This window comes from Streptomyces malaysiensis subsp. samsunensis, from assembly GCF_024519315.1.
In the GTDB taxonomy this organism is placed as follows: Bacteria; Actinomycetota; Actinomycetes; order Streptomycetales; family Streptomycetaceae; genus Streptomyces; species Streptomyces malaysiensis.
In genome coordinates this window covers 1-23,447 of sequence record NZ_JANIIC010000104.1, presented here as the reverse complement: position 1 = coordinate 23,447, position 23,447 = coordinate 1, and the positions used below count along the sequence as shown (strand labels likewise).

At 69.8% G+C, this 23,447-nt stretch carries 33 protein-coding genes and 2 tRNA genes; all 35 read right to left on the bottom strand.

Translation table 11 applies throughout. The features are described from left to right. A partial coding sequence (locus NQU54_RS45690; protein WP_502362217.1) for a Mom family adenine methylcarbamoylation protein occupies nt 1-378 on the bottom strand: 378 nt, incomplete at its 3' end. After that, nucleotides 375-887 (bottom strand): DUF6248 family natural product biosynthesis protein, encoded by a 513-nt coding sequence (locus tag NQU54_RS45685; RefSeq protein WP_257636194.1) that lies wholly within the window; start codon nt 885-887, stop codon nt 375-377. The genes NQU54_RS45690 and NQU54_RS45685, both read right to left, overlap by 4 nt. Beyond that, complete coding sequence (locus tag NQU54_RS45680) at nt 884-1,471, bottom strand: hypothetical protein (RefSeq protein WP_257636193.1); 588 nt, start codon at nt 1,469-1,471, stop codon at nt 884-886. Before NQU54_RS45680 ends, NQU54_RS45685 begins: the two co-directional genes overlap by 4 nt. 128 nt (nt 1,472-1,599) lie before the next feature. Next, on the bottom strand, nt 1,600-2,820 hold the full coding sequence (locus tag NQU54_RS45675) for a hypothetical protein (RefSeq protein ID WP_257636192.1): 1,221 nt from the start codon (nt 2,818-2,820) through the stop codon (nt 1,600-1,602). A gap of 8 nt (nt 2,821-2,828) precedes the next feature. Continuing rightward, nucleotides 2,829-3,842: a DNA-processing protein DprA gene (locus tag NQU54_RS45670; protein WP_257636191.1), complete on the bottom strand. Its 1,014-nt coding sequence runs from the start codon at nt 3,840-3,842 to the stop codon at nt 2,829-2,831. A 240-nt stretch (nt 3,843-4,082) separates the two neighbouring features. Beyond that, nucleotides 4,083-4,553, bottom strand: coding sequence for a single-stranded DNA-binding protein (locus NQU54_RS45665; RefSeq protein ID WP_257636190.1), 471 nt, complete (start codon nt 4,551-4,553; stop codon nt 4,083-4,085). Between the two features lie 15 nt (nt 4,554-4,568). Then, nucleotides 4,569-5,408, bottom strand: coding sequence for a hypothetical protein (locus NQU54_RS45660; RefSeq protein ID WP_257636189.1), 840 nt, complete (start codon nt 5,406-5,408; stop codon nt 4,569-4,571). Nucleotides 5,409-5,438: 30 nt separating this feature from the next. Then, nucleotides 5,439-6,050, bottom strand: coding sequence for a cell envelope biogenesis protein OmpA (locus tag NQU54_RS45655; protein ID WP_257636188.1), 612 nt, complete (start codon nt 6,048-6,050; stop codon nt 5,439-5,441). 63 nt (nt 6,051-6,113) lie between these two features. Continuing rightward, nucleotides 6,114-6,593 (bottom strand): hypothetical protein, encoded by a 480-nt coding sequence (locus tag NQU54_RS45650; RefSeq protein WP_257636187.1) that lies wholly within the window; start codon nt 6,591-6,593, stop codon nt 6,114-6,116. Nucleotides 6,594-6,707: 114 nt separating this feature from the next. Further along, nucleotides 6,708-7,043 carry a hypothetical protein gene (locus tag NQU54_RS45645; protein WP_257636186.1) on the bottom strand — a complete coding sequence of 112 codons (336 nt, stop codon included), beginning with the start codon at nt 7,041-7,043 and terminating at the stop codon, nt 6,708-6,710. Between the two features lie 101 nt (nt 7,044-7,144). Continuing rightward, complete coding sequence (locus tag NQU54_RS45640) at nt 7,145-7,522, bottom strand: hypothetical protein (protein ID WP_257636185.1); 378 nt, start codon at nt 7,520-7,522, stop codon at nt 7,145-7,147. An 80-nt stretch (nt 7,523-7,602) separates the two neighbouring features. Next, the gene (locus NQU54_RS45635; protein WP_257636184.1) at nt 7,603-9,075 is read right to left on the bottom strand and encodes a ParB N-terminal domain-containing protein; all 1,473 of its coding nucleotides are present in this window, start codon (nt 9,073-9,075) and stop codon (nt 7,603-7,605) included. Nucleotides 9,076-9,242: 167 nt separating this feature from the next. Continuing rightward, nucleotides 9,243-9,941 (bottom strand): hypothetical protein, encoded by a 699-nt coding sequence (locus tag NQU54_RS45630; RefSeq protein ID WP_257636183.1) that lies wholly within the window; start codon nt 9,939-9,941, stop codon nt 9,243-9,245. A 53-nt stretch (nt 9,942-9,994) separates the two neighbouring features. Beyond that, nucleotides 9,995-10,234 (bottom strand): hypothetical protein, encoded by a 240-nt coding sequence (locus NQU54_RS45625; protein WP_257636182.1) that lies wholly within the window; start codon nt 10,232-10,234, stop codon nt 9,995-9,997. A gap of 60 nt (nt 10,235-10,294) precedes the next feature. Next, entirely contained in the window at nt 10,295-10,639 is a 345-nt protein-coding gene (locus NQU54_RS45620) for a hypothetical protein (RefSeq protein ID WP_257636181.1), read from the bottom strand. A gap of 166 nt (nt 10,640-10,805) precedes the next feature. Continuing rightward, a complete protein-coding gene (locus NQU54_RS45615; protein WP_257636180.1) occupies nt 10,806-11,504 on the bottom strand; it encodes a hypothetical protein in 699 nt (232 codons plus the stop codon). Between the two features lie 161 nt (nt 11,505-11,665). Then, nucleotides 11,666-12,631, bottom strand: coding sequence for a DUF8829 domain-containing protein (locus NQU54_RS45610; RefSeq protein WP_502362216.1), 966 nt, complete (start codon nt 12,629-12,631; stop codon nt 11,666-11,668). 95 nt (nt 12,632-12,726) lie between these two features. Then, nucleotides 12,727-13,002 carry a hypothetical protein gene (locus tag NQU54_RS45605; RefSeq protein ID WP_257636179.1) on the bottom strand — a complete coding sequence of 92 codons (276 nt, stop codon included), beginning with the start codon at nt 13,000-13,002 and terminating at the stop codon, nt 12,727-12,729. Nucleotides 13,003-13,165: 163 nt separating this feature from the next. Further along, nucleotides 13,166-13,465 carry a hypothetical protein gene (locus NQU54_RS45600; RefSeq protein ID WP_257636178.1) on the bottom strand — a complete coding sequence of 100 codons (300 nt, stop codon included), beginning with the start codon at nt 13,463-13,465 and terminating at the stop codon, nt 13,166-13,168. Nucleotides 13,466-13,551: 86 nt separating this feature from the next. Then, nucleotides 13,552-13,620 (bottom strand) — tRNA-OTHER (locus NQU54_RS45595). Nucleotides 13,621-13,656: 36 nt separating this feature from the next. Further along, nucleotides 13,657-14,088 carry a hypothetical protein gene (locus tag NQU54_RS45590; RefSeq protein ID WP_257636177.1) on the bottom strand — a complete coding sequence of 144 codons (432 nt, stop codon included), beginning with the start codon at nt 14,086-14,088 and terminating at the stop codon, nt 13,657-13,659. Between the two features lie 32 nt (nt 14,089-14,120). Further along, nucleotides 14,121-14,193: transfer RNA gene (locus tag NQU54_RS45585), tRNA-Ile, on the bottom strand. Between the two features lie 215 nt (nt 14,194-14,408). Beyond that, nucleotides 14,409-15,020 (bottom strand): hypothetical protein, encoded by a 612-nt coding sequence (locus NQU54_RS45580; protein ID WP_257636176.1) that lies wholly within the window; start codon nt 15,018-15,020, stop codon nt 14,409-14,411. Between the two features lie 10 nt (nt 15,021-15,030). After that, nucleotides 15,031-15,231, bottom strand: coding sequence for a hypothetical protein (locus tag NQU54_RS45575; protein WP_257636175.1), 201 nt, complete (start codon nt 15,229-15,231; stop codon nt 15,031-15,033). Continuing rightward, nucleotides 15,228-15,935: a hypothetical protein gene (locus NQU54_RS45570; protein WP_257636174.1), complete on the bottom strand. Its 708-nt coding sequence runs from the start codon at nt 15,933-15,935 to the stop codon at nt 15,228-15,230. Before NQU54_RS45570 ends, NQU54_RS45575 begins: the two co-directional genes overlap by 4 nt. Before the next feature lie 52 nt (nt 15,936-15,987). Then, the gene (locus tag NQU54_RS45565) at nt 15,988-16,359 is read right to left on the bottom strand and encodes a hypothetical protein (protein WP_257636173.1); all 372 of its coding nucleotides are present in this window, start codon (nt 16,357-16,359) and stop codon (nt 15,988-15,990) included. Between the two features lie 159 nt (nt 16,360-16,518). Next, nucleotides 16,519-17,184, bottom strand: a complete 666-nt coding sequence (locus NQU54_RS45560) for a hypothetical protein (RefSeq protein WP_257636172.1) — start codon at nt 17,182-17,184, stop codon at nt 16,519-16,521. A 260-nt stretch (nt 17,185-17,444) separates the two neighbouring features. Next, complete coding sequence (locus NQU54_RS45555; protein WP_257636171.1) at nt 17,445-18,242, bottom strand: hypothetical protein; 798 nt, start codon at nt 18,240-18,242, stop codon at nt 17,445-17,447. 91 nt (nt 18,243-18,333) lie between these two features. Beyond that, entirely contained in the window at nt 18,334-18,471 is a 138-nt protein-coding gene (locus tag NQU54_RS45550) for a hypothetical protein (protein WP_257636170.1), read from the bottom strand. A 7-nt stretch (nt 18,472-18,478) separates the two neighbouring features. After that, nucleotides 18,479-18,952, bottom strand: coding sequence for a hypothetical protein (locus tag NQU54_RS45545; protein ID WP_257636169.1), 474 nt, complete (start codon nt 18,950-18,952; stop codon nt 18,479-18,481). A 265-nt stretch (nt 18,953-19,217) separates the two neighbouring features. Then, complete coding sequence (locus tag NQU54_RS45540) at nt 19,218-20,423, bottom strand: DUF932 domain-containing protein (protein ID WP_257636168.1); 1,206 nt, start codon at nt 20,421-20,423, stop codon at nt 19,218-19,220. A 474-nt stretch (nt 20,424-20,897) separates the two neighbouring features. Next, nucleotides 20,898-21,476, bottom strand: coding sequence for a hypothetical protein (locus NQU54_RS45535; RefSeq protein ID WP_257636167.1), 579 nt, complete (start codon nt 21,474-21,476; stop codon nt 20,898-20,900). Nucleotides 21,477-21,617: 141 nt separating this feature from the next. Further along, a complete protein-coding gene (locus NQU54_RS45530) occupies nt 21,618-22,175 on the bottom strand; it encodes a hypothetical protein (RefSeq protein WP_257636166.1) in 558 nt (185 codons plus the stop codon). A 68-nt stretch (nt 22,176-22,243) separates the two neighbouring features. Beyond that, nucleotides 22,244-22,615: a hypothetical protein gene (locus NQU54_RS45525; protein ID WP_257636165.1), complete on the bottom strand. Its 372-nt coding sequence runs from the start codon at nt 22,613-22,615 to the stop codon at nt 22,244-22,246. A gap of 552 nt (nt 22,616-23,167) precedes the next feature. Beyond that, nucleotides 23,168-23,447 (bottom strand): hypothetical protein (locus tag NQU54_RS45520; protein WP_257636164.1); only part of this gene is annotated, 280 nt, incomplete at its 5' end.

Here is a 23,447-nt window from a genome sequence, read left to right as displayed (position 1 = left end):
CAGGACGAACCGCGAGCACACCAACGACTCGGTGTACGGTCGGAGTTCAGGCAGTGGCTTGGTGAGGACGGCGGTGCTCACCGGCACTCCGAAAACGGCCACCCCGCAGAGCCGCCGTTCGCCGTCGACGACGTCGTACAGGCCGAACTGCACCGTCGCCGCCGGATACGAGCCGGAGTAATGATGTGCGAGCACGAAGGCCTTGGCGGGCTCCTCGTCGGGGAGGACGTCCACGGTGTAGCGGCGAGCGTCGAAGCCTCCGTCGCGGACATGCGCCCAGGAGTGTCTCCGTTCGCGCCACCGCTGGCACCAGGGTGACGCGGTCGGTACCTCCGGCAGGTCCTCGAACGGCAGGGTCTCCTGGACCGGGGACCTCACGGTGCCTCCCCGTCCTCGCGCAGGCCGCTCGCGAAGAGGGTGAGCTGTCCTTCCGGGGCGGCTGCAGGCTGGTGCGCGGGGAAGGCGTGCGGGGCGGCAGGGGGCTTCTCGGGTTTGCCCGTGTCGGCGGTCTCTTCGATGTCCGCTGGGTGAGGGCAGGGGCAGAGCCACCGGCAGGGCCGCTGGCCCAGTCCGTACCGGATCACGGCGACGACGAACCCTTGGGCGTCGGTGACAGTGTCGGCGTGCTCGTCGACGCGGGGGCCGCCGGCGCTGACGCACCGGTCGTGGTGCCCGGAGGTGCAGCCGGGGCAGATACCGCGCTCGCAGGAGCACCAGCGGTGGAAGCCGTGGGGGTAGGCGTCGTCGATCTTGCGCAGTACTTTAGTCCAGGCGTGCGCGCGGACCCAGGCGCCTTCCTCTTCGGTCATCGGGGAGGGCACGGTGGAGGGAATGGGGTCGAGGATGCCCATGATCGCGGCGCCGATATGGCGCAGGCGGGTCGTCATGCTTCGTCTCCGAACAGCGTTGGGGTGGTGTGGAGTTCGTTCATCCAGGCCAGGAGGCGGGGGAGGTTGATGTCGGGTCCGAAGGCGAGGTAGGTGCCGTCGCAGCTGGTGCAGCCGAAGGCCTGCGCGATGCGCAGCCGCCTGCGGGAGTTGACGCGGCCCATGTGGACGGCCAGGCCGCGCTCCCGAGCCTCAACAGCCAGCCGGTGGGAGGCCGGTGAGGTCTTCCATTCGGTCGAGCCCGCCAGGAACAAGACATCGATCGAGTCCCAGGGAATGAGGCCGTGCTCGCTGCCGTCCTGGGCGGCGAACGCGGCCGGGATGCCCAGGGGGCGGATGGGCTCCAACCAGGGCAGCGACTTGGCGAGGGTGGCTGCGGCGTCCAGCGGAACGTCGGGAGCGACGGCCCACAGACAGCGGTCGGGGCGGTAGCGGCCGACCGTCGCCGTCAGCCACGCGAACCAGGGCTGCTCGCCGGGCCAGCCTTTTCCGAACTTGCCGTTGTCGCACGCGTACAGGGCGCCGGGCGGGATCACGTTGCCCTGGGCCGGGGCCGTCATGCAGACCAGCAGCCCGGGCTGCATGACGGCCCGTACCTCACTCCGGAAGGCGTGGCCACGTACAGCACGGCGAGGAAGCGGCGGAGGAGCGGGGACTGAGGGCATGGATGCGCGCACGGGAAGTCCTTCCGGAGCTGGCGGTGAGGGGCGGCTCAGACGAGGGGGAGCTGAGCGGCGGAGCCCGAGACGAGGGCGTCCCAGTGCTGCTCGAAGTTCTTGTCCTGCTTGTTGATCACGCGGGCGGGGGCGGTGGCGAAGAGTTCCTCTGCCATCGGCCGGCCCTTGGCGCGGGGGCGGATCCAGGCCCGGGCGCGCCCGTACACCGGGTCGTGCTCGACGTCGACGCCGTGCCGTTCGGAGATAGAGGCCAGGCGTTGGGCGAGTTGGTGCGGGCGGCCGAGGTCGACGCGCTCGGTGGAGCGCTTCACCGGCCTGTTCCTGCCGTCCTCGGACAGCAGGAACAGACTGCGCACGTGGTAGAGCGCCCACGGCATGTCGAGCTCGCGCTCGAACGCTTCCAGGCACGCCCGGTCCCGGGGCTGGGCCGGGTCGAAGAGCTCCAGGAGGCTCTTGCGGCCGTAGAGCTTGGCGTTCGGGTTGAGGCTCATTGCCGTGTACTCCAGGCGCAGCACCTTGCCGGCGATGTCCGGGTGGGAGCGCATGCGCTCCATGTGGGCGGGCAGCGCGCCCATGGAGGCGGAGAAGCAGCAGAACGTGCAGTACGACTTCGGCCAGAGCACGCCGAACCGCTCCAGCAGGTAGGCCTCGCACTGCTGCCGGTGCCAGCCCCAGTCGATGAGCGGGAACTCCCCGGTACGTCCGGGCATTTTCGAGGTGATCTGGTCGCTGAAGCGGCGGCCTTCCTCGTCGGCGTTGAAGCCCATGATCTGCCTGAACGGCCGACCGGCGAAGACCTGCTTGAGCCACCAGTCGCCGACGTCGCCCTTCGCCCATAGGGAGCATTTGCGGGTGCCGGCGACCTGGGGCACCGTGCCGACGGATTCCTGGTCGTCCCATAGCGTCCACGGCCCGCGTGCGAAGAGCTGCTCGGGGTGGCGGGAGTCGTCCAGGATCGTGAACCCGTCGGACTGGAGGTGCCCGTTACGCGCCAGCTGGACGAAGCGCACGCCGTTCTCGCGCAGCAGCGGGATCATGAACTCGTCGGCCAGGAGCTGGGTTTCGGGCCACTCGCTGCCGGTGGCCATGTAGAGGACGGCGGTGCGGTCGAGGTTGATCCCGTGAGCCTCAGGGGCGGTGAGCATCTTGGTGATGTAGGCCGTGGAGTCGGCGCCGGCACCCCAGTTGATGACGGTGTCCAGGCTGTCGTCGGCGGTGAGGCCGGGCAGTGACGGCGTGTACGTCGTACGGGACATGGCGGCGCTCACTCCTCGAGGGACAGGTCGGGCAGCCGCTGGGCGGAGACGATGAGTAGCAGGTCGTCGGCGGGCCACGGGTCGCAGAACTCCCAGGGATCGCCCTGGGACAGCACCACCACCTCGCCGGGCTCCGTGACGAGGCAGCACACGCCGCAGCCGCACGACGGGTCGAATGGCTCGGGGTGGGCGATGTAGGGCGTGCTGAAGTAGTCGGCTCCCTGCTCCCCGGCCGCGGCCAGGAGCAGGTCGCCGTCCGCGACGTCGCCGGCGCGGGTCACACGCGCGTGTGGCAGGGCGGCGGTGAGACGGGGGTCCAGGCTGTTCACGGCGAGCCGCCCGTCGAGCAGCCGGGCGTTGCCGCTGGAGTGGACGTCGCCGGTGGCGGGCGCGGCGAGCAGGGGCCGGTGGAGGTCGACGGCCATCTCGGCCGCGTACATCGCCTCGACGTGGTCCAGTGCCTCGACGAGGATCAGCGCCCGGGCGAGCGCGGCCAGCAGAACGGCGCTGGCCTTCAGCGTCGCGCCGCTGGCCGCCGTGCCAGGCCGGTAGAGGCTGACCGCCGCGCCGCCGCTGTCGAGGATGGAGCCCAGCAGCGGGGCGTGCGCGTGGGGGTGGGCGCCGTCCAGGCCGCGCGGCAGCACGGCGAGCGACGCCCTGCCCGTCTCGGCGGCGGCCTGGTGGGCGGTGGAGTCGACGCCGTAGGCGAGTGTGGCGGTGACCGTGTGATCGGCCTCGGCGAGGGCGGTGGCGAAGTCGTGCGCGCGGGTGACGGCCCGCTCGGTGGGGACCCGGTTGCCGGTCACGGCGACGGCGCTGTCGGTCAGCCGCGCAAGTCGCTCGTGGCCGCGGACCCACAGGCCCAGCGGGCAGGCCGGCCCCAGATCGACGAGGGCGGTGGGCCACTCCTCGTCCGAGGGGATGACGAACGGGCAGGTCAGCTCCGCTTGAGCGAGTTCCTCGCGCGGCCGGTAGGAGGCAAGGCGCCCGCTGGCATCGCCGCGGACACGCCGGTCCCACACCTCGGCCGGGGTGTACTCGTCGAGGTCGGCGGCGAGCTGGCCGGGGGTGAAGTGGGCGGCGAGCGCGGCGCGTGGGCTCGTTCGGACAGGGCGTGCGCGGGCATGGACGGCCGGCCTTTCGGGCAGGGCGCGGCACCGGCAGGCGAACCGGTGCCGCGCCGGGGCGGGCGAAGGGGGGAAGTGGCCAGCGGCCGACGGGAAGGGGAGAAGCCAATCGGCGGCTGCGATGGAAGAGCCGGGCTAGGACCAGCGGGAGGCCCGCTTCTGCTCCCACCAGGCGGGTGGGCTGCCCGGTCGCCCGGTGGCCGGTCGGGATGCGGTGGCGGGCTGAGGCGCCGGGGGTGCGGTGACCGGGCGGGCGGCGATCGGACTGGGCAGGCTGGTCTCGGTGTAGGCGATACGCCTGCGCAGGCTGATGCCGAGGTCGTCGACGCTCAGGTAGATGGAGTCGTCCTTGATCGCGGTGATGCGCCCCTTGACCAGGACGTTGACCCCGTCGACGAGCGATTCGGTGGCGTTGGTGGCCAGGTCCCGCCAGGCCGTACAGATGTAGGAAATCGGGTCCAGGTCACGCCACTTCTGTGCGGCGGCATCCCACTGAGTGGGGGTCTCGGTGAGGCGGAACCGGCAGACGGCGATGCCGTCTTGGGTGAAGCGGACTTCCACGTCACCGGTGATGGTGCCGGTCACGTGCGTGACGGACGGGGCCATGCGAACACCTCCTATTCAAATAATAGTGTTTCTTGGGGAATGGTCAACCCCCTGTCGCAGCTTCCCGCTGCCGAAGGGTGCGGTACGGCGGGTGAGGCGCCGGATGCGGTCCTTCCACCCGGTCGGCTCCGGCAGGGCCGGCGGCGGGGCGAGGTTGTCGAACACCGTGGCGTCCTCGATCTCCACCTGGATGGGGACCGTGCCGTCGGTCCGCACCAACTGCTCGTGGGTGGTGTCCAGGTGAACGGAGACCCGTACTGTCCCGCGGTCGGCGTCGAGGTAGGCGAACACGAGGATGCCCGCGATCTCGATGCACGGGAGGCCTTCGTCGTCGGGGTTCCCCTGCGGGTGGAAGAGCGCCGAACTGTTCGCCTCCGCGCAGGCTTCGGCGTCCGAGAGGCTGAGACTGAGGGGCACGCGTACGTGACGGGAGATGTCGTCGGGGTACAGCGTGTAGCCCGCGTCGCCGCGGTTCTTCTCCGGGCCGTAGTAGAGGTCCACGGCCGCCTGGTCGTCGGCGGGAGGCCGGTACGGGACACCGTCGGTGCCCCCCACGTCGTCCCAGGAACTGCGTACCTCCTGCGCGAGCGAGGCCAGCGCGGAGGCCTCGTTGGACCAGAGGGTCACGTCATCGGTGTGCCGGTCCCACTGGCGCAGCACCCACGTCCGGCCGACTACCTGGGTGGTGAGGTCCTCGGGGACGGCGAAGGTGAAGCGGCTCAGCCACCCTTCGACGATGTCGACAGTGTCCGCACCCGGCCATTCGCCGGTGCGCTCCTGGAGGCCGTCCATCAGGTCGGCCAGGTCGATGATGGCCTCGCCTGCGGGCGTGGCCGGGTCCGGTTTGATCAGCATGGCGGCTGCCTTCCGTGCGGTTGGGGGCGGTCAGGTTCCGTTCATCAGGGCGTTCCAGAGGTCCATCAGGTGTTGCTGGTCGGGGGAGAGAGCCGCGGTGCGCAGCACGCGTTTGCGCAGGACAGGCACGTCGAGGCTGATGCCGGAGGGCGCATCGGGCCGGTCGGGTAGCGTGACGAGCTGGTAGTTCCGCGTGTGGATCATCCAGGCCTCGTACCGGTCGGCGCGGCTGCCGCTGCGGGCGGTGTGACCTTCGTCCGGGGTGCGGGGCGGGCAGGGGCAGGACGGATCGGTGCAGGGCCGACCGGCGGGGTGGCTGGCCAGGACCGGGCTGCGGCGGTAGTGCGTGGCGGTGCCGTTCAGCATCGGGCAGTGCTCGGCGGTGTACGGCAGGCACTCGGGGTGCAGCGCCGGTTCCGGGGAGCAGCCCTTGACGACGTCGGCCGGGCGGACGAGCAGGAAGCACCGCTCGTCCAGCGGGTGTGCGCAGATCTGGCACAGGCGTCGCCGGAAGGCGGTGGTGGCCTTGTCGGCGTCGAGGACGCCGAAGGCCGCGCGGCCGTCGTGGATCAGGGTCACGTACGGCACCACCAGCCCGCCCGCCAGCGGCCGGTGGGCACAGCGTTGGGGTATCGCGGGCATGAGTCAGTTCCTTCGGATCGCGGTGGGCGCATGGCGGATGCGACGGGGCTCGGGTGCCGGGCGTCAGCTGCTGGCCGGTGGGGGAGGATCGGTGGGGCCGTCGGCCAGGAGCGCTTCCCAGTGGGCGTAGCGGCAGTCGGTGGCGTCGTGCAGACGCAGATGCAGCCAGTTGAGGCTGTCTTCGGGCCGGATGACGGCCTCGGCGCCGATGGCTGCGGCCCGGGGATAGATGGTGCTGTCGTCGGGATCGACCAGGATGGTGCTGTCGTCGGGCAGGATGGTGCCGTCGTCGCCATCGACTAGGACGATGATCAGTCCCCGGCGGTGCGGCATGTGGCGGAGCGTGAAGCCGGTGTAGCTGCGGTCGTCCAGGAGTACGAGCGGAGCACGGTGGTATTCCTCGGTGCTGAACAACGGCGACGGCAGATGCAGGCAGGGGACCGGGCTCGTCCGCAGGCCGACCGGATCGTCGTCGGTGCTGTCGCTGATGACCAGTACCGGGGCCTGCGGTCCTTCCAGGGGGGCTTGTGCTAGGGCGGACATGGCGGTGACACATCGCTTTCGTCAGGACCGTGGCCAGGAAAGGCCTCGGGAAAGGAGGAGTTGGCAGCCTGTGGGCGGGGCGGCCGGCGGGGCGCCCCGCCCACAGGCGTTCGCTCAGCCGAGCGGGAAGAGCACCAGCGCGGGGACGGCGGTATCGGGGATGCGGTCCCCGTACAGCTCGCGCAGGGACTGGTCCGCCTTGAGCTCCTCCGGCAGCGGGAAGACGTCGCCGACGAGGTCACTGTGGGTCGGCGCGTACCGAGAGAAGCTGTAGGTGGAGAACGGGGAGAAGAGGTTGCCCTCGGCGTCCCGGGACAGCACGAGGAGCGTGTCTCCGGGCAAGCCTTTCCACTCGTAGCGGACCAGGTGGCGCAGCACGGCGAGGGTCAGGGGCCGCTCGGGGGCCTCGCCGTCCGGGTCGGGGGAGGGGGCCTGCTCCTGGTCAGTCATGACGGCCCTTTCACGTGCGGGCCGGGCTGGGAGGGACCCGGCCGGTTGATCAATGGGTGGCGGGCGCCGCCCCGTTGCCGGGGCGGCGCCGTCAGGCCCGGTCAGTCGTCCTCGATCTCGTCCAGGCAGGCGACGGGGACACCGCTGCCCGGGAGCCGGAAGCGCGTCACGTCCTCGGGAATGCGGTACTTGGTGTTGCGCGGGTCGCGGCGCAGGATGCGCGTGGACTCCTCGTCCAGCAGGAAGCCCGCGCGGCTGCCGGTGCGGTTGCGCTCCTGGACGGTGCCGGTGAGGCCGCGCAGCAGGGCCGGGCGCAGCGACTCGTTGATGCGGGCCCGGCATCCGGCCACGAGTCCCGCGGACGCTTCCTTGTCGATCGCGCGGAGCCGCCGTACGGATGCCTCCTGGACCTTCGAGACCTCGATTGAGTCCGGCAGTTGGCCGATGAAGTTGAGGACTTCGTCCATGGTGACGGTCATGCTGGTTCGCCTTTCTATGACGCGGGGGTGGGGGACCGGCCGGGCACGTCCGTGCCCGGCCGGGGTTTGGGGGTGCCGGTTCAGGCGGCGGTGTCGGGCCGGTGACGGGCGACCGCCTGGTCCTCGACCTCGGACAGCCGGTAGCTGCCGTTGTCGTCCTGGCCGAGCGCTTCGAGGAGCAGCAGGTAGCGGGCCTGCTGCACGGTGAGGTTCGACCACGTCTTGGGCTCGCGGATGTCGTGCTCGCAGGCAGCGGCGACGTGCGCGAACAGCGCGTTGACGACGCGCGCCTTGGGCAGATGCACCGCCGTCTCCGCCAGGTCCGCGTGCTCGGGCTCCTTGACTCCGAGGAAACGTGCGACGGTCTCGGACTCGCGCTTGTCGGTCCAGGAGCTGTAGAAGACCGGAAGGGTGAGCACGACCTCCTGCGCGAAGACACGGGCCGCATCCGGCAGGGTCTTCTGACGCACAAGGCGCGTGACGAAGTCGTGACGGGGACCGGCGGCGGCCTTCCAGGCCCGGTTGCAGGCGATGACCTTGCGGCGCTCCTCTGCCTTGGCCTCGTCCTCTTCCGTTCTGGGCTTCTTCGGCTGGGGGCGGACCTTGTGGCCGTACGCGGCCGGGTCGGAGCAGTGCCACACGGGCTGGTGCTCGTCGTCGAGCCGGGCGCTGTGGCCCGGGCAGTTCTTGTGGTTGTCCTCGGTGAGCGGATTGCCCAGTCCGGTGGTCAGCGCGGCCAGGGGCTTGGACGGGTCCTTCTGCCCGTACCCCGGCTGTCCCAGCAGCGGGATGTCCGCCGTCTTGAGGTTCTCCTCGGCCTTGGTTCGGGCGTCGGCGTCGGCCTGCTCGGCCTTGAGCAGCGCCATCTCCTGGTCCCAGTGGCCGCGCCCGCCGTTGCCGTCCTCGTGGTCGCGCTCCAGCGCTCGCAGCAGACGGCGCTCCGCTCCGCGCACGTTCTCGACTTCGGCGAGCTGCGCGGTCTGCTCCAGGTCCATGCCTCCGGCCGTTGCCCGGCGAAGGGTGGCGTCGTCAAGCTTCTGTGCCGCCTTGGCCTGCTTGGCGGCGTTGCGGCCGACGCTGAGAGCCTTGGTGGCCTGGCGACGCTCGACGTCGCTCATGGCGATCAGGGACAGCTCCTGCGACTTCAGGATGTCGCGCTCGCTCATCCCCTCGCGGTGCTTGTTCTCGACCAGGGACAGGAACCGGGTCCAGCCGTCGCGGCCGACCAGGTCTTCCCGAACGTGCGCCTTGATCCTGCGGACCGGGCGGCCGTCCTCCTGGGCGGTGGTGTTGGCGATCTGCTGCGCCTGTGCGCGCCGCCAGCCCTTGAACGCGCCGTAGGTGCCGTCGGGCCGGGGCCGGACGCTGATGGTCTCCTCGACGCCGATCTCCTTGACGGAGTTGATCAGGTCCTCGTCCGGTTCGGTGTCCTCCTCGCGGGCGTTGCACTCGTCACGCACCACGAGCGCCGGGTCGAGCAGGACGATCTGCGGGGCGTCCTCCTCCTCGTGCGTGGCGGGTTCGGTGGGCGGGGTCGAGACGGCGGTGGCCATGGGGCTCTCCTTCTCCTTGCCTGTGCGGCGAATTGAGGGCGGTTGGTGGCAGTGAGGGGGCCCGTACGGCGGGGTGGCGGCCCCGCCGTACGGGGTGTTCCGCAGGGCCAACAACATAAATAATGGTGTCTTTTGGGGAGGGGTGAACCCACCCCTGACCTGCGTGTTTACGGCCAGTCGTGCTCTCGACGGGGCGGCAGCGGGAAGGTCCGCCCAGGATCCATGCGCACGCACCGCTCGCAGTAGGCCGTGACACGGTTGGCGGTGCAGTCGCCCCACTGGCACTCGAAGCGCTCGCGCGGCCCGCAGATCAGGCACCGCCACAGCGTGATCCCGTGCAGCTCGCACCGCTCGTAGCGCGCGCGTGCGAGCAACAACTCCAAATCGGGGCGCGAGCGTTCGAGGCGGGCGACGTCGGCGGCCGGGAACGACTCGTTGCCGTCGCGTATCCAGCGGGGCGACAGCTGCGCGTACCGCTCAGGCGTGGTGTAGTACGGCAGACCGGCCGGGCTGAACACCATGGCCAGATGGCCGCCGGAGATCAGGGTCTCCAGTCGGTCATGGCTGAACTCCCCGCTCAGGGACAGCATTTCGTCTTGGCGCAGACTCCAGCCGTATCCGTACCGGCGCAGGATCCGCCGCTCGCGGGCGGCCGGGCCCCTCTGGGTGGCGTCGAGTTCTTCGACGGCTTCGATCGCGGCAGTCGGGTTGGCGCTCAGCTCGCGTACGGCCTCCTCGACGTCCCCACGGGTGGCGTGGCTGCTGAGCGCGTACCCGTGGAGCTGGTCCACGACCTGGTGGCATCCCTCGTGCTCGGCGGCGGCGTACCGGACGGGCGGCTGCGGCTGAATGCGGCGTCGGGACATGACGGAACTCCATCTACACAAGGGGGAGGGATGACGGGCCGGTCGCGCGGCGGTCAGCTCCTGCGCAGCGGCCTGTGGGAGGAGAAGACGTAGTGGCCCAGCTCGCGCAGCATGCCGGCGGTGTCGTCCACGGCCGCGGGGTCGTGGTCGGCCTGGCGGGTGTACGCCTCGATCTCGCTGTTCCAGGCGAACCCCTGGGCGGCAAGGGACTCTACGGTGAGGGTCGTGAGGTCGTCGGAGGACTGCGGGGCGGCAACGAGTCCGTGAGCGGGGTCGGGTACGACGAGGAACACCGGGACTCCTTCCGTGCGGGCCGCCCTGGTCGGGCGGCCCGCAGACAGGGCTTACGGGGGTCAGCGGGTGACGGTGACGGTGTAGTCGGCTTCCACCACGGCGAGGGCGGCGCGGATGGACGCGCGGGTCTCCGGGCTCGGCGCCGAGTAGGGGAAGCCCAGGGCGAGCACGGCGTCGTCCAGGTCGTCGTCGGACATCGGCAGCGTGTATCCGCTGCGGTAGAGGGCGACGGCGGTCGCGATGGCGACACGGACGCGGTTGTAGGCGATGGCCTCTCCGGCCGTGACGTCGGTGCCGAGTGCTTCGCGCGCGGTAGGCGGCAGTGCCGCGATCCCGGCGGTGAACCGGCGGGCGGGGATACGCATACGTGCCGGTCGCAGGGCGCGGCGCAGCGTTCGAAGCATGGCAACTCCTGAGGCTGTAAGAGGGGAAGGGAGAGGGCCGTCGCCTGGTGAATGGGGCGGGGCAGGTGGCGACTCCGCCCATTACTAATAATAGTGTTAGTTCCGGGTGTGTGAACCCAGCCCTGACCTGCGCAAACGGGGTGCTGGCGAGTCCGTGCCCGGTCCGTCAGACCTGGGGAGCGTGCGCGGTCAGGGACTTCGGTGCCGCGCTGGTGTAGATGCCTTCCAGGCCGGACGGGGCGATCAGGCCCCAGGTGAAGGAGGCGGAATCGGCGTAGAACTGCCCGCGCCGGGGATGCAGCGGGGCAAAGGCGCGCAGAGCGCCGACGCCGTAGACGTCCAGTGTGCCGTCGAGCAACGCGTCGCGCTGCTCCCTGGTTACGTCCGGTCCGTACTTGTTGAGCTGCTCGTCCGCGACAACGGCGATGACGGGGCTGGGGTCGTCCTCGACGGGGCCGAACATGCTGCGCCAGTGGGCGAGGTCGGCCATGGCCTCCGCGCGGCTGGCGCGGGTGCTGCGGTAGCGCACACCGTCGCGGTGGTCGGCGAACTCGTCCGTGCCGTACAGCCACGCCTCGAACTGGTGCTCCGCGTGCGTCCCGACGCCGTTGTGGCGGCGGCGCAGGAACCCGAAGGGCTCGCCGTCGACGAGGACGGGGTGGCGCTCGGTGCAGAACTCGCAGGTGACGCCGACGTGACGCAGGAAGCGCTGTAGGCGGGGGAAGCGGGCGAAACGGGTGGCGCAGTTGCAGCAGGTGTACACCTCCCAGCGGGAGGGGCCCGTGACCGTGTCGTGGCGGCAACGCGGGCACTGGTAGGCCTTGTTGCTGTACCAGTCGATGACCGGCGTCGGGTTCCCTTGCACGGCAAGCTCCTGAGAACTGGATTCGGAGGAAGGGGGCGGGCCGTCGCTCTGGCGGGCGGGACGCCGGTGCGACGGCCCGGACCTCCCTTCCCATAATAGTGTGAGTTGGCTTTGTGTGAACCCCTATCTGACCTGCTGGTTTGCGGTGTTCCTGGCGTCTTTCAGTGCCGGTGGGTCGACGGCGTGGAGTCCGGCCCGAGGTCCGGCGGCACGCAGTAGTCGACTCCCGACTCCGGGGAGATCAGGTCTCCGGAGTCGATGTCGGTGCAGTAGGCGTCGAAGACCTCTCCGGCGGTGAGGGGTTCAGGGTCTCCCGCTCGCAGCCGCCAGCCGTAGACCTGGTCTGAGGTGCTCGGGGCGGTGGTCCGTACGACGATTCCGCCGGGGCTCTGGGTCGCCAGACCGAGGGCCAGGACCGTGGTGAATTGGAGGGCCTCGGCCTCGTCGAGTTGGCTCGCCCCGTCCGGGGCTGTATCTGCGTGCAGGACAGCGACCAGGGTTTCGGGTGCCGCTGACACGCTGCACACGAGGTGTCGGCGGCCCGGCCGGGCCGTGTCGAGGATGCGGGTCAGCAGGCCCGAGGCCTCGGCGAAGGCCGTTCGGCCGATGTCCTGGCCGCAGCAGGTGCAGGCGCCGAGCCGGGCCAGAAGTGTGGAGGCGTACTCCCAAGTGGCCTGGCGGAGGGCTTCGTCGGCCAGGGCCGGGATCAGGTCGGCCAGGGGCTGGCCGTCGTACGGGAGGGCCGGGCCCGTGGTGGCGAGTTTCGCGGTGAAGCGGGCGCGGCTGGACGGGCTGTCGGGGTCACAACCGGTGTCGGCGCAGAAGTCGGCGTACTCCTCGGGGTCGAAGAGGGCGACCGTGGTGTGCGCGCCCTGCGACGCGCGGATCCTGAGAAGGTCTTCGACCGCTGTCAGGTAGGTCGCGAAGTCGGCAAAGGTGAACGTGCGGTAGTGCCGCATGGCGCGAAAGTCGTGCTCGTCGGTGAGCAGGCCGATGGCGCCGGCGACTTCGCGGCGCAGGACGCGGCGCGCGGTCTGGCGATCGGTGCGCGCCGGGGCTCCCGCGCACGATCGAGCAGCCTGGGGCTCGCCCCGGCTGCACTTGGAGGGCTGAGGGGTGTGGGTCACGTGCGCACCTTTCTCGTGGGCGGGCTGAAGGGAGCCGCTCGCGCCTGGTCGATTGGCGGGAACGGTCGGCTCGCGGTGGCCGGTCGCCGGGGACGTCATGAGGTGGTGGTCCACAGTGGATAGTCGGACCGGAGCTCGACCGTCCAGCCGCGTCCCTGGAACACGGGCGTGTAGTGGTCCCCGCAGTGCTCGGTGACGATAGAGCTCAGTGCCCGCGTGAACTCGTGGTTCGTGAGCTCGGCGGCGTTCTCGACCGTCGCACACGGCTCGTCGGCCGTGATCGAGGGGCCCATGCCGGTGGGCGGGTAGTTGTACCCGAACATCTGGCCGTCGGCGTTGACCGTGTGGAACATCCACTCGCACCGCTTCATGGGAACCCTTCCTGACGCAGGGACTGTCGGGCGGGCGTAGCGAGCGGCCGCCGCCTGTGAGGCCGGGGTGGACCAACCTCGCCTCACATATTTAATAATAGTGTCTATCTCGGGGGTGGGAACCCTCCCCTGACCTGGCGTTTCGTTGGCCGGGCCGTCCAGGTCATTGCTCGTCCTGGGCGTCGGCGGGGGCGGGGCTCCAGCGCATCCCGTCGACGGCGAGCGAGGATTCCGCGGGCACGGTCCCCTGAAAGTGACGGTCGGTCGGCTCGTCGCCCTCGGCGTGGGCGTCGGTCCACTCGTCGGCGGCCTGTTCGGCGCCGAGGGCGCGTAGCAGGTGGGCCAGGGTGTCAACTTCGGTGCATCCGAGGCTGGCAGCGACGTCGGACGTGATGACGGTGGTGCACCATGCGTCGGTGAACGCGTGGGCGACGTCGGCCGGGATGCTGACGGTGTCGGTCATCGTGGCCTCCGGTGGGCGGTTCGGGGTCCAGCGGCGCAGAGCGAGTCGGTGCGCACTGGTGCGGGTCAGGCGGTCAGGTAGTGCCGTGCCTGCGAGGGGATTCGAACCCCTGGCCACCCGCAAGTGGGGCCGCTCTGCCGCTGAGCTACGCAGGCGTGGGGCCGCCGGTACGGCGGCCGGACGATGGCGGGTCAGCGTCCGGCGATCTCGCGAAGCCGCTTCAAAGCGGTGGGCTCGTCGGCGTACCAGAATGTCTCGTGGCGCTTCAGGCCGAGAGCCTGGGCGGCAACGTCGCAGATCAGGCGGGGCTCGCCGTCCCGCTCTGCGTAGAGTCCTGCGGGCCTGTCGCACTGGTTGCCGTCGTGGTCGCGGGTGGTGACCCACGTGTGTTCGCCCTCGGGCAGGGAAACGAGTGTCCAGCCGGTGACGTGTGCCGTCCATCCGGCTGCGCACAGCTGGGAACCGCACGCCGGAGCCTCCTCGGGGGCCAGCCGGGTGGGCTCGGGCAGCCATGCCCAGTGGTCCATGTCGAAGACGTCGGGCTGTGCCTCGATGGCGTCCAGGACGGCGGACGCCACTTCGGCGGGTGTCTCGGGGTTCGGGGTGGCCTTGGTGCCGGTCATGGCAACTCCATTCGCGTGCACTGGTGTTGGAGTGGTGCTGGTGGGGATCGAACCCACGACCCAGGACTTATAAGATCCGCGCTCTGCCGACTGAGCTACAGCACCTCGGTGTTCGGCTGTGCGGGCCGCGCCCCGGTCGTCACGACCGAGCGGGGCGCGGCCCTGGTTGGCGGCCGGGCCCGAGGAGTCGCCCCGGCCGTCGGTCTGCTATCCAGGCCGTGAGGGGTGGCAGTGAGGTCTGGTGCGGGATGCCGCTCTCTCGTGTCAATAATAATAGTGTCTTTTGTGGGGGCGGGAACCCGCCCCTGACCTGCTCTTTTTCACTCCTGCGACGTCCGCGCGAATGCGGCCAGCATAGAGATCACAGTGCTGGGGCGGCCGGATGCTTCCACCCGCACGGACTTCCCGGAGACTCCGACAACTGCGCACACACTGTCGACCTGGACGGGGCCGCGCTCCCCGGGCGGCCGGGTGTCGTGCTGCCAGATGATCCGGGTGCGCCGGTACTGCTCCTCGATCCGCGCCCCGGGCAGTGCACCGGCGACGGCTTCGGCGACGGCGCGGCGGCCGCTCTCCTCCGCCTTCTGCTGGGCGGCGAGTTCGGCGGCCCGCTGCGCAGCCTCGCCGTGCAGCGGATACAGCCGCCGGGTGATCTCGCGTGCCACATGGCGGGCGCTGCGGGCCGTGACCCCGATCGACGGCGCGATCATCTCGGTCTCGTCCGGCAGCGCAGCGTAGACCTTCAGGCGTTCGGGGCGGAGGTCGTCGGGCTGGCACAGACGCAGGGCGCGGCCGTCGCCGTCAATGACGAGCCGTCCCAAACCGCGCCCGTAGTCGCTGAGTTCGGCCGTCCGGCAGTGCGTACCCAGCTCCCGCGCCACTTCGTCGGCGAACGCGTCGAACTGCTCCTGCGTGATCAACTCGCGTGTCATAACGGTCTGTTCACTCCTTCGAATGGCGGGCCGGTGTACTCGACGCGGGGCTTCTCGCGCCCTGGTCGCGTAGCTCGGCGTCCCGGCGGGCGTCCTCGGCGGTGTAGCCGGTGTCGCACCACGGGCGGCACAACTGGCCCGCGGGGGCGCCGCAGGTCTCGCACCGGTCGTCGAAGTCCTCCGGGCGCCACGGGCGCGGCTGGCCACTCACGCGGGGAGCTCCCGGATGTAGTCGGCCAGGGCCCGGGCGGTCATGACGGGGCTCTGGTCGCGAGGGGCGGCGCACACGGCACGCCACAGGTTCGACGGCTGCCACGGGTCGAAGTCGAGCGGAGGGACGGGCCGGATCGACCACTGGCGGCCGCGGGGGTAAGTGGCGGTGTACTTCAGGCGCCGTGGGGTGTCCTGGCGGCCGTTGTCCTCCCAGAGAAGGCCGGCTGCCGTGAGCGCGCTGCCCAGCTCGGCGCAGCGCTCGCCGGTGATGTGCTCGAACGCGTTCGGAATCAGGTGGAAGTCGGCCATGTCGCGGCCTCGCCATTCCTCCTTGTGGCCGTTATCGCGGGTGAGGACGTACATACAGGCCTCCTGGGGGATGCCGTCTTCGGGTGTCTTGACGCGCTCGGAGCTGGTGACGGTCCACACGCCCTTCGGGCTGCGCAGCTGCTCACCTACCCGGAGCTGCCGGGACGGCTGAGTGTTGAACAGGCGCGGGCCGGGCTCCAAGCCGTTGTCTTTCAGGTCGGTGCACCGCGAGCACAGCCAAACCGTCTCGCCGTGACGCCGTTGGACGCCCCAGCAGTTGGCGTAGCAGGCCGAACACAGGAACCGACAGTCCTTTGAGGCGAGCACCGTCCTCACATACGTCATGTGAGGCATGCGGCTGATGACCACGCCGAAGTGGTGGCCGAGGGACACGGTTTCTCCTTCCAAGGGGGTGGTGAGCTGCGCGAGCGGCCTGCCGGACGGGTCAGGATGCGGCGGTCCACAGAGGGAGGCCGGTGGTGGTGCGGGCGCTGACGCCCGGGCGCACCGAAACCTCGCGGTAGTCGGACACCTTCACGTAGCCGCCCCGTTCGGTGTCGAGGCGGACCGGGGCGCCCTCCCATGCCCACTGCTCGATGAGCTCTGCGGGGAGTTTCTCGACGTCGTCGGCCTCCACCTGCACGGCCCAGGCGGTCAGCTCCTCGCCGTACTCCCGCCGCCACTCCTTCAGGACGGTGAAGAGGTGGCCGAAGTCGTCGACCAGGGCCAGGGCACGCGCCTGGTCGGGGGCCGGGTCCTCGGCGTAGGTCGGCGCATCGGGGCGGGTGCGCTCACCGAGGCTCATCAGCCAACGCATGATCAGAACATCTCCCTCGTAGGGCGGGTGGGGCATGCAAGTGAGGGGCGGTGCGCCAGGGGCGTCCGGACGGTCGGGTTTGCGGTAGCGGTACAGGAAGCGGGCAGCCCACCCGCGGCTGGCGAAACCGGGAATGCCGCCGACTTGCGGGCGGCTCCCTTAGCTCTCCGTCGGAGCCGGGTTGGCCCGGATCACGGCCGTGATGGCCTTGATGGACGGGGTGTCGTGCTGACCCCTGCGGTCGGGCGTGACGCACAGCCCGGACCGGGTCCGGCGCGCGACGCCTGAAGCGACGAAATAGGGCAGGTCGTACTGCCACTTCCGGCCCCCGTCGGCCGGTCGACCTACACGGAGGTTCAGGAGGAAACCCCCGTCAAGGGGTGCCCACGCCTGCTGTGTCTTCCAGCCGTGAGCCTCAGCGAGCGCGAACAGGACAGCAACCGGCTTCGGCAGGGCGTAGCCCTCGGGAGCAGTATCCGTGATGCCTGCCTCCAGTCGGCCCTGCGTGACATCACGGACGTGCCGCTCCGCCGGGGTCAGAACGTTGTCGCGCTTCAGGGCGGCGGCCAGGGTGACGGTCCGCCCGCTGTAGCGGCAGGTGAACCCGACGCCGTACGCGTCACGGATCACCGCACGCCGCGTGCCGTTCATGTCCCACGTCGACATCGGCTCGTGCGTGGTCAGGACGCCGTTGCGGACGCTCGTCGTATTGCCGCACGGGCACACCGTCTCCACGGCACGCAGCAGGTCATACCACACGTTCGGCAGGAGGATCGTCGGATCGTACTTCTCCCCAGTAGCGAGCTGTTCGAGCATGGTCGGCACGATGTTCTCCTCAGTTCCCTGGTCTCGATCAGTTCGGGGGCTGTTCGGATCGCGGCGTAGCGGTCGGCCCTGCCCTGGACGTGCCGTGTCCGGCTGGCCAGAGCCGAGGCGACGTCGCCAACTGCTCGTTCAGGGTGTGCATTCGGCTGAACAGGTACACGCGCTCCGCCTCCCCCACACTTCTAATAATAGTGTCTTTTGGGTGGAAGTGAACCCGCCCCCTGACCTGCGCCTTCCTCGGGCTGTCAAGGGGCGCCGACCTAGGACGGGCGGCGGCCGCGGGGGCGCCTGCGCTGCTGGGCACGCAGGGAGTCGGCTTCCGCCTGGGCGCGGCGGGCGCGCTCGCGTTCTTCAGCGGCGGCGTCGACGCAATAGGGGGCCCACCACTGCAACCCCCTGATCTTGCGGGTCAGTGAGTCGGGGCAGTCGGCCAGCATCAGCAACACGACCGGGTGCGGGGAGAGGGCGAGCCACTGCGCGGCGGTCCGCCAGGCGGCCTCGCCGGCCTTCCGCGCGGGGAGCGCTGCCCGCGCTTCGCGCTCCAGGCGGACGGCTTCGGCCTGGTGGTAGGCGGCGGACCAGGTGAGGAAGCGCAGCAGGCCGGGGATATCGCGCTGCCGGGAGGCCTCCAGGACCGCGGGCAGGTCGACGCGCTGTGCGATGTGCTCGGCGCACCCGCGCAGGACGGCGGTGAGCACCGCGGCCGTCTTCTCCGACGGCGGATGATCGGCGGCGGAGGACAGCGGGTTTACCGAGGCCTCGGGGCGCTCAAGGCTGTCGCGGTAGAGGATCAGGCTACCGTGGTAGCCGGTGCGGCCGTTGGCGAGTCGCGGGAGGTCCTTGTCGGGGGCGGTGGTCTTGAAGGCGTTCACGGGGCCGAGACAGGCGCGGACGGCGGTGAACTGGTCCCAGTGGCGGGGATGGGTGGTGCCGGTGACGTGCACACTGCCGCGCATCGCCCTGCCCAGCTCGAACACGACGGCGTCGGCGTCGCGGTGGCCGGCGGTGGCGCGCACGGGGCCGGCGGGCGTGTCGATGGTCAGGCTCGGGCTGGTCATGGGCTGCGACTCCTCGGGGCTCGACTGGGTGGGCTGGGGGCCTGCCGCCCCGCGCTCGCCGAAGGGGAGGGGGCGGGCGTCGGGGCGGCAGTCAGCCATCGGCCGTGATGCTGAACTCGTGGCTCCCCTCGCCGAGGGCCGGGAACACGGCGGAAAGGGCGGCCAGGGTGCGACTCATGGCGGACGCCGTGGCGGCATCGTCGAGCCGTGGAAGCTCCCGCTCAGGCATGCGGGTCCTAAAAGTCGGAGTCGGGGAGCTGGAGGAGAACGGGGGCGGGGTACACCTCGCGCTCGACGGCGGCGACGTCGGGGCACGGAATGACGGCCTCCTGGAGCGCGGCCGTATCCATGGGGCGAAGCCACCCGTCCCGTATAGACCAGCCGCACGCACGGGGGTTGGGCTCGGCGGCCGTGGTGGCGATCAGGACGGCACTGCGCATCGTGCTGCCCTCCAGCGCGAACACCAGCAGCATGCGCAGGGCGCAGAACTCTTCGTCGTCCAGGACGGCCAGACGGAGCGGCTCCATACCGATGGAGAGATCGGCTCGGCCTGTGACGAATGCGTGGTCGGTCCGCTCGGCTACGAGGTTCAGCGTGTGTTCGCCGTCTCCGAGGGCCTGGAACACGGCGGAAAGGGCGGTCAGGGCGCGACTCATGGCGGCCGCGATGGCGTCGTCTCCGGGGTGGGTGAGCTCCGGACGTGCACACATGAGGACTCCTTGCGGGGCGGGGCGGTGGGCGGTGGGCGCCGGAGGCCGTCCGCACTGCGCCCCTGGGCGGGTGCTGTTCTGGCGCGCGGGCGGCTCCGCCGACGCGTCGCGCTGCCGCTACGCGGCAGGGGCGGGGGCGGGGCGGGCGCGCTCCGCGCTCCCTGCGGGCTGGGTCGCGCGCTCCGTGCTCTCGGGTCGGTTGGGCCCGTGCGGGCCGGGCCGGGGGGAGGGGCCCGACCCGCACGGGGGCTTGGCGCCGGTTCGGTCAGCGTGTACGGAGCTGGAGAAGACGCTTGTGCGCCTTGCTCTTCAGCTCGTCGTCTGCACCTTCGAGGACGGCGGTTGCGCGGGCGACCTCCTCCGTCATGGACTTCCCCGGGCGGCGGGGTGCGATGTGGTCGAGATAGTCGGTAAGGGCGCGCTCGGCCGCGTAGGCGGTCCGCCCGACGCGCTCGCTCTCGGTGCGGAAGACGTCGTGGAGGGCGTCCAGCCGCGTGGCGTGGTTGGTCTTCTTCCGGTTGGACGCGTCGTCGTCCAGGGGCCACAGGTCGGCAATCACCTGGTGGAAGTCGGCGATGGCGATGTCGGTGCGGGCCAGCGCGGTTTCCTCGGCGGCGAACTGCTCGAAGTACTGCGAGGCCAGACCGAGGGTGCGGCGGGCTTCCTTGATCTGGCTTGTGGCTCCGGCGGTGTGCCGGACGGCCCAGCGGGTGACGGCGTCCCGGACGGCGAACCGCTCGGTGTTGGCGCAGACCGGCCGCCACGGCGTGACGACACACTGGAACTGCCCGTTTCCGGAGTGGTCGTTCATGATCGCGACGTAGGGGACCACGATGTCGTTGATGCCCTCGGCGTCCACCGTGACGCTTTCCGGGAGGCGGATGGAGATGAATACCCGCTTCCCGCCCCGGAGGAGCCCAGCGGACTCCCACACGACGTCATAGCGGCCTACGAGTTCCTGGAGGAACTCGAACCCCGTCCGGTTCTGGATCGGCGTGTAGCGGGCCCCCACGGCGCCGAGGGCGGCCCCGGTGTCGGCGCGCACGGTGTGCCGCTGGTCGGCGTGCTCGCGCATCTCGCCCTGCCACTCGTACAGGGCGGGCACGGTGGTGACCTCGAAGTCCAGGCCGGACAGGCTCAGTACCGTGTCGATGTCCGCCGTACCGCCGGGAATGATCTGGCCCAAGCCATGCCAGGCGGGGGAAGAGGCGTACAGGGCGATTGTGCCGTCGGACTTCTCGTCCATGCCGTGGTTGGCGATGATCCGTTCGATCTCACCCTGCGCGTTGCGGGAGACGGTGAAGATCTCGCCGGTGTCCCAGCCGGTGAGAACCTCGTAACGGTCGGCACCGACCATGCGGATCTCGCCCCGGTCGATGCGGGCCTGGAACGAGCGCTCGCGCTCGCGGACGGATTCGAGTTGCGCGGCCTTCTCGTCGGCGAACGCGGTGTTGACGTCGGTGATAGTCACGGTTCCCCTTCAGTGTTGGCTTCTGCGGGTTCGGGGGCGGGGCCACCGCCTCCGAACAACTTCAATAATAGTGTGTTTCGAGGGTGAGGGAACCCACCCCTGACCTGCGTCTTTGGGTTTCGGCAGGCGCTTTAGGGGCGGTGGGCGTCGGCACCGAGGCGTGCTGTTGGTTCTTTCGAGTGCGGGCGGTGCCGGGCGATGGGCTTGTCCGCCGGTGCGCTGAGCACGGGCGGAAGGGGGCGGTGGGCGCCGGCTCCTTGGGCGTCCGGGCGCTTGTGCGGTGGCACTTCGCGGCCCGGCTGATTGACGTACGTCTCGCGGGCCCCGCACCTGCTGACGGGGAGTGCGGAGGTCGGGGCGGCGGGCCATTGGCCGGTGAGTCTGTCCGGGGTGCCGCGCCCTGGACGGGGAACCAGGGCGCGGCGGCTCGATGCTGCGGTTACTCGGGCTTCGGAGGCTTGTGGCCCGTCTCGGTCATGCCGGGGCCTTGGCAGTCCTTGCCTCCGTGGCGCTGTCCGCAGATGTCAGGGTCTCCTGTACCAGGGCGTCGAGGGCTTCGCCGATGCGCTGCCTGGCGCCCCGGCTCATGGGGCAGCAGTTTTCCCGGTCGATCCGCTCGAAGACTGCCTTCATGGCCGGGCTCGGGGGCTTGATGCCGGGCATGACTCCGGCGTCAAGTGCCTGCTGCCTGAAGTCGTTCCAGACATGGCACCAGTCCATTTTGCCCGCCAGATCGTCGAGTTCTGCGACCGTGGCAGGAAGGGCGGACAGGACACACCGAGCTTCTACGGGGTAATCCGCGCAGTTCTCGGCGATCCACCGCACCAGCGGATCACCGGATGCCTTGAGAGCGCTCCAGGCATCCGCTTGGACGTTTGAGCACGTGGCGTAGGCGTTGTTGACCTCCTCGTTGTAGGCGATCTCCTGGCGGCGGGCATCCTCGCCGTAGCCGTGCCGCTTCGGGTACTTCTCGTGTGCCGCGTCCATGGAAGCGCGCCGAGCTGTGAGGGACGCTTCAACGCTCTCGACGTACTTCCGTACCTCCGGCAGCATCTGCCGGGCTCCCTGTCCTGCCACTTGTCGTTTCCCCTTCGGTGTTGGCTTCTGCGGGTTCGGGGGCGGGGCCACCGCCCCCGAACAACTTCAATAATAGTGTGTTTCGGAGGTAGGGGAACCCACCCCTGACCTGCACACTTAGACCAGAGCGCGGTACTCGTGGAGCGGCGTCAGGCTCACCCGCCGTACGTTCGTGACCACAGACACCGGGCAGAGACCGCGCATCTCGCACAGGTCGTAGCGCAGCGTGGGGGCTTCGCCGAACAGCTCGGCGTGCGCGTGGATCGCGTGTACCCAGTAGGTACCGTGACGCTGCGTCAGGCTGCCGTGATACCTGACCTTCTGCCACAGAACCGGTCCGGCGTGCTGAGGGTCCAGACTCCGCGCCACTGCGGCCACGAGTTGATCCGCAACCCGCTCGGAGAGCAGCATTGCGAACGCGCGCGCGACCGTCGCGCGATCAACCGGCACATCAGCCATAGCCGGGCCGGTGTGGCCGGTGCGTACCCCCATGGCCCAACCCAACTCGAAGAACGGCCGGACCATTTCCAACTGCTCGTGCGGGACCCTAAGCGTGTTGGGGTCGCTCTCGCTGCGCGCCAGATCGCGCAGCGCGTAACCGGCCTGCTCCTTCTCCGCGTCCGTGAGCGGTGCTCCGGTTTCCTGGGTCTGCTCTGCAATCCGCGTGTTCTCCATGGCTGCCCTTCTACTCTCAGTGATGCGAGGTGGAAGGGGGCGCCCTAATCGGGGCGCCCCCGTGCGGATTACTTCAGGAACCCATTCGACCGGAGGAAATCGGCCGTGATGTACGCGATTCCGTGGGGCTTGTAGATCTGCGGGAATCGCCGCAACTCGACTTCCATGCGCCCTGCCTTGTCCGGGTCGATGAATTCCTGAACCAAGCGATACGGCTCGTCGCCCGTCGGCATTTCTAGGACGACCGGACCGGCGGCCTTGGTCTCGAACCGAATTCCGGTGTAATTGCGGTCGGAGTTGTGCACGATCTTCGCTCCTGCTCGCGCGCACAGCAGGGGCAGAAGGTTCGCGATGGTGCGGGCCCGAATCGCAAGCTCGGTCATGGGCGCGTCTGCGCCGCGCACCGCGTGCACGATCCCGTCGGTGATCGTGAGTTCCACGTCTTTCCCCTTCGTTGGTCCCTTGCGGTTCCCGGGGGTCGCCTCCCCCAGGACTTCAAATAATAGTGTCTCTCGTGCTCGCACGGAACCCCTGTTGCGCTACGGGTTGCGCTGGATGTTGCGCCGTGGTGTTGCGGTAGAGGTTGCGCTAGACGTTGCGCGGCTCAACTCCGGGCCTCGGCGTTTTACCAGGCCACCCCAACAATCGGGCCTGGTACGCCTGCTGACATCCCCTCTGCGGCCGCTGCTCCCTACCCAAGTAGAAGAAGAGAAGGGGGTGGGGGTGGGTGTGGTCGGTGCGGCGGCGTCGGGGATCGGGGCGGGGTTGTGGTGTGTGGTGCGTCGGCTGGGGGCCGTCGCATGGGTGTGGGGGTGTGGACCCCGATCGGTCGTGGTGGTGGGTTGGGTGGCTGTGGTCTCTCCTTCCCCCTCCTCCCCTCCTCCTTCTCTCTCCCTCCACTCTCCTGCCGAGGCAGGACCCTCCCTTCCCTCCCTCTCACGGGCAACCGGGCCCCGGAGGGGCCTGGTTGCCCTCTCTCCGTATTCCGTGGTTTACTTTTCCTCACGGAATATAAAACAAATTCGCCCGGGTTCAAGGGAATCGGAGGTTCCCCCTAAACCCCCGCCATAGGAAAGGGCATGACGCCCCCTCAATTCAATTCTCAACTCAAACCCCAACTCAAGCCCGAACTCCCCACTCACACAACAAAACTCAGCGCCCGGATTTGTGCCGGAGGCACAAATCCCATTCGCCTGTCTTTTCGTTCCGGAGGAACGCAGGTTTATGGAATGGCCGGAGGCCAATTCCATAAACCCCCCGCCGGAGGCGGTA

What these genes read in the sequence shown, in the direction of transcription:
- NQU54_RS45660 (WP_257636189.1), bottom strand. Translation starts at nt 5,408, where the DNA reads ATGCTGATCAAACCGGACCCGGCCACGCCCGCAGGCGAGGCCATCATC.
- NQU54_RS45605 (WP_257636179.1), bottom strand. Translation starts at nt 13,002, where the DNA reads ATGAAGCGGTGCGAGTGGATGTTCCACACGGTCAACGCCGACGGCCAG.
- NQU54_RS45665 (WP_257636190.1), bottom strand. Translation starts at nt 4,553, where the DNA reads ATGGCCCCGTCCGTCACGCACGTGACCGGCACCATCACCGGTGACGTG.
- NQU54_RS45635 (WP_257636184.1), bottom strand. Translation starts at nt 9,075, where the DNA reads ATGGCCACCGCCGTCTCGACCCCGCCCACCGAACCCGCCACGCACGAG.
- NQU54_RS45590 (WP_257636177.1), bottom strand. Translation starts at nt 14,088, where the DNA reads ATGACCGGCACCAAGGCCACCCCGAACCCCGAGACACCCGCCGAAGTG.
- NQU54_RS45630 (WP_257636183.1), bottom strand. Translation starts at nt 9,941, where the DNA reads ATGTCCCGACGCCGCATTCAGCCGCAGCCGCCCGTCCGGTACGCCGCC.
- NQU54_RS45650 (WP_257636187.1), bottom strand. Translation starts at nt 6,593, where the DNA reads ATGTCCGCCCTAGCACAAGCCCCCCTGGAAGGACCGCAGGCCCCGGTA.
- NQU54_RS45675 (WP_257636192.1), bottom strand. Translation starts at nt 2,820, where the DNA reads ATGTCCCGTACGACGTACACGCCGTCACTGCCCGGCCTCACCGCCGAC.
- NQU54_RS45545 (WP_257636169.1), bottom strand. Translation starts at nt 18,952, where the DNA reads ATGTGTGCACGTCCGGAGCTCACCCACCCCGGAGACGACGCCATCGCG.
- NQU54_RS45555 (WP_257636171.1), bottom strand. Translation starts at nt 18,242, where the DNA reads ATGACCAGCCCGAGCCTGACCATCGACACGCCCGCCGGCCCCGTGCGC.
- NQU54_RS45655 (WP_257636188.1), bottom strand. Translation starts at nt 6,050, where the DNA reads ATGCCCGCGATACCCCAACGCTGTGCCCACCGGCCGCTGGCGGGCGGG.
- NQU54_RS45620 (WP_257636181.1), bottom strand. Translation starts at nt 10,639, where the DNA reads ATGCTTCGAACGCTGCGCCGCGCCCTGCGACCGGCACGTATGCGTATC.
- NQU54_RS45645 (WP_257636186.1), bottom strand. Translation starts at nt 7,043, where the DNA reads ATGACTGACCAGGAGCAGGCCCCCTCCCCCGACCCGGACGGCGAGGCC.
- NQU54_RS45600 (WP_257636178.1), bottom strand. Translation starts at nt 13,465, where the DNA reads ATGACCGACACCGTCAGCATCCCGGCCGACGTCGCCCACGCGTTCACC.
- NQU54_RS45640 (WP_257636185.1), bottom strand. Translation starts at nt 7,522, where the DNA reads ATGACCGTCACCATGGACGAAGTCCTCAACTTCATCGGCCAACTGCCG.
- NQU54_RS45530 (WP_257636166.1), bottom strand. Translation starts at nt 22,175, where the DNA reads ATGGAGAACACGCGGATTGCAGAGCAGACCCAGGAAACCGGAGCACCG.
- NQU54_RS45565 (WP_257636173.1), bottom strand. Translation starts at nt 16,359, where the DNA reads ATGCGTTGGCTGATGAGCCTCGGTGAGCGCACCCGCCCCGATGCGCCG.
- NQU54_RS45550 (WP_257636170.1), bottom strand. Translation starts at nt 18,471, where the DNA reads ATGCCTGAGCGGGAGCTTCCACGGCTCGACGATGCCGCCACGGCGTCC.
- NQU54_RS45535 (WP_257636167.1), bottom strand. Translation starts at nt 21,476, where the DNA reads ATGCTGCCGGAGGTACGGAAGTACGTCGAGAGCGTTGAAGCGTCCCTC.
- NQU54_RS45685 (WP_257636194.1), bottom strand. Translation starts at nt 887, where the DNA reads ATGACGACCCGCCTGCGCCATATCGGCGCCGCGATCATGGGCATCCTC.
- NQU54_RS45580 (WP_257636176.1), bottom strand. Translation starts at nt 15,020, where the DNA reads ATGACACGCGAGTTGATCACGCAGGAGCAGTTCGACGCGTTCGCCGAC.
- NQU54_RS45680 (WP_257636193.1), bottom strand. Translation starts at nt 1,471, where the DNA reads ATGCAGCCCGGGCTGCTGGTCTGCATGACGGCCCCGGCCCAGGGCAAC.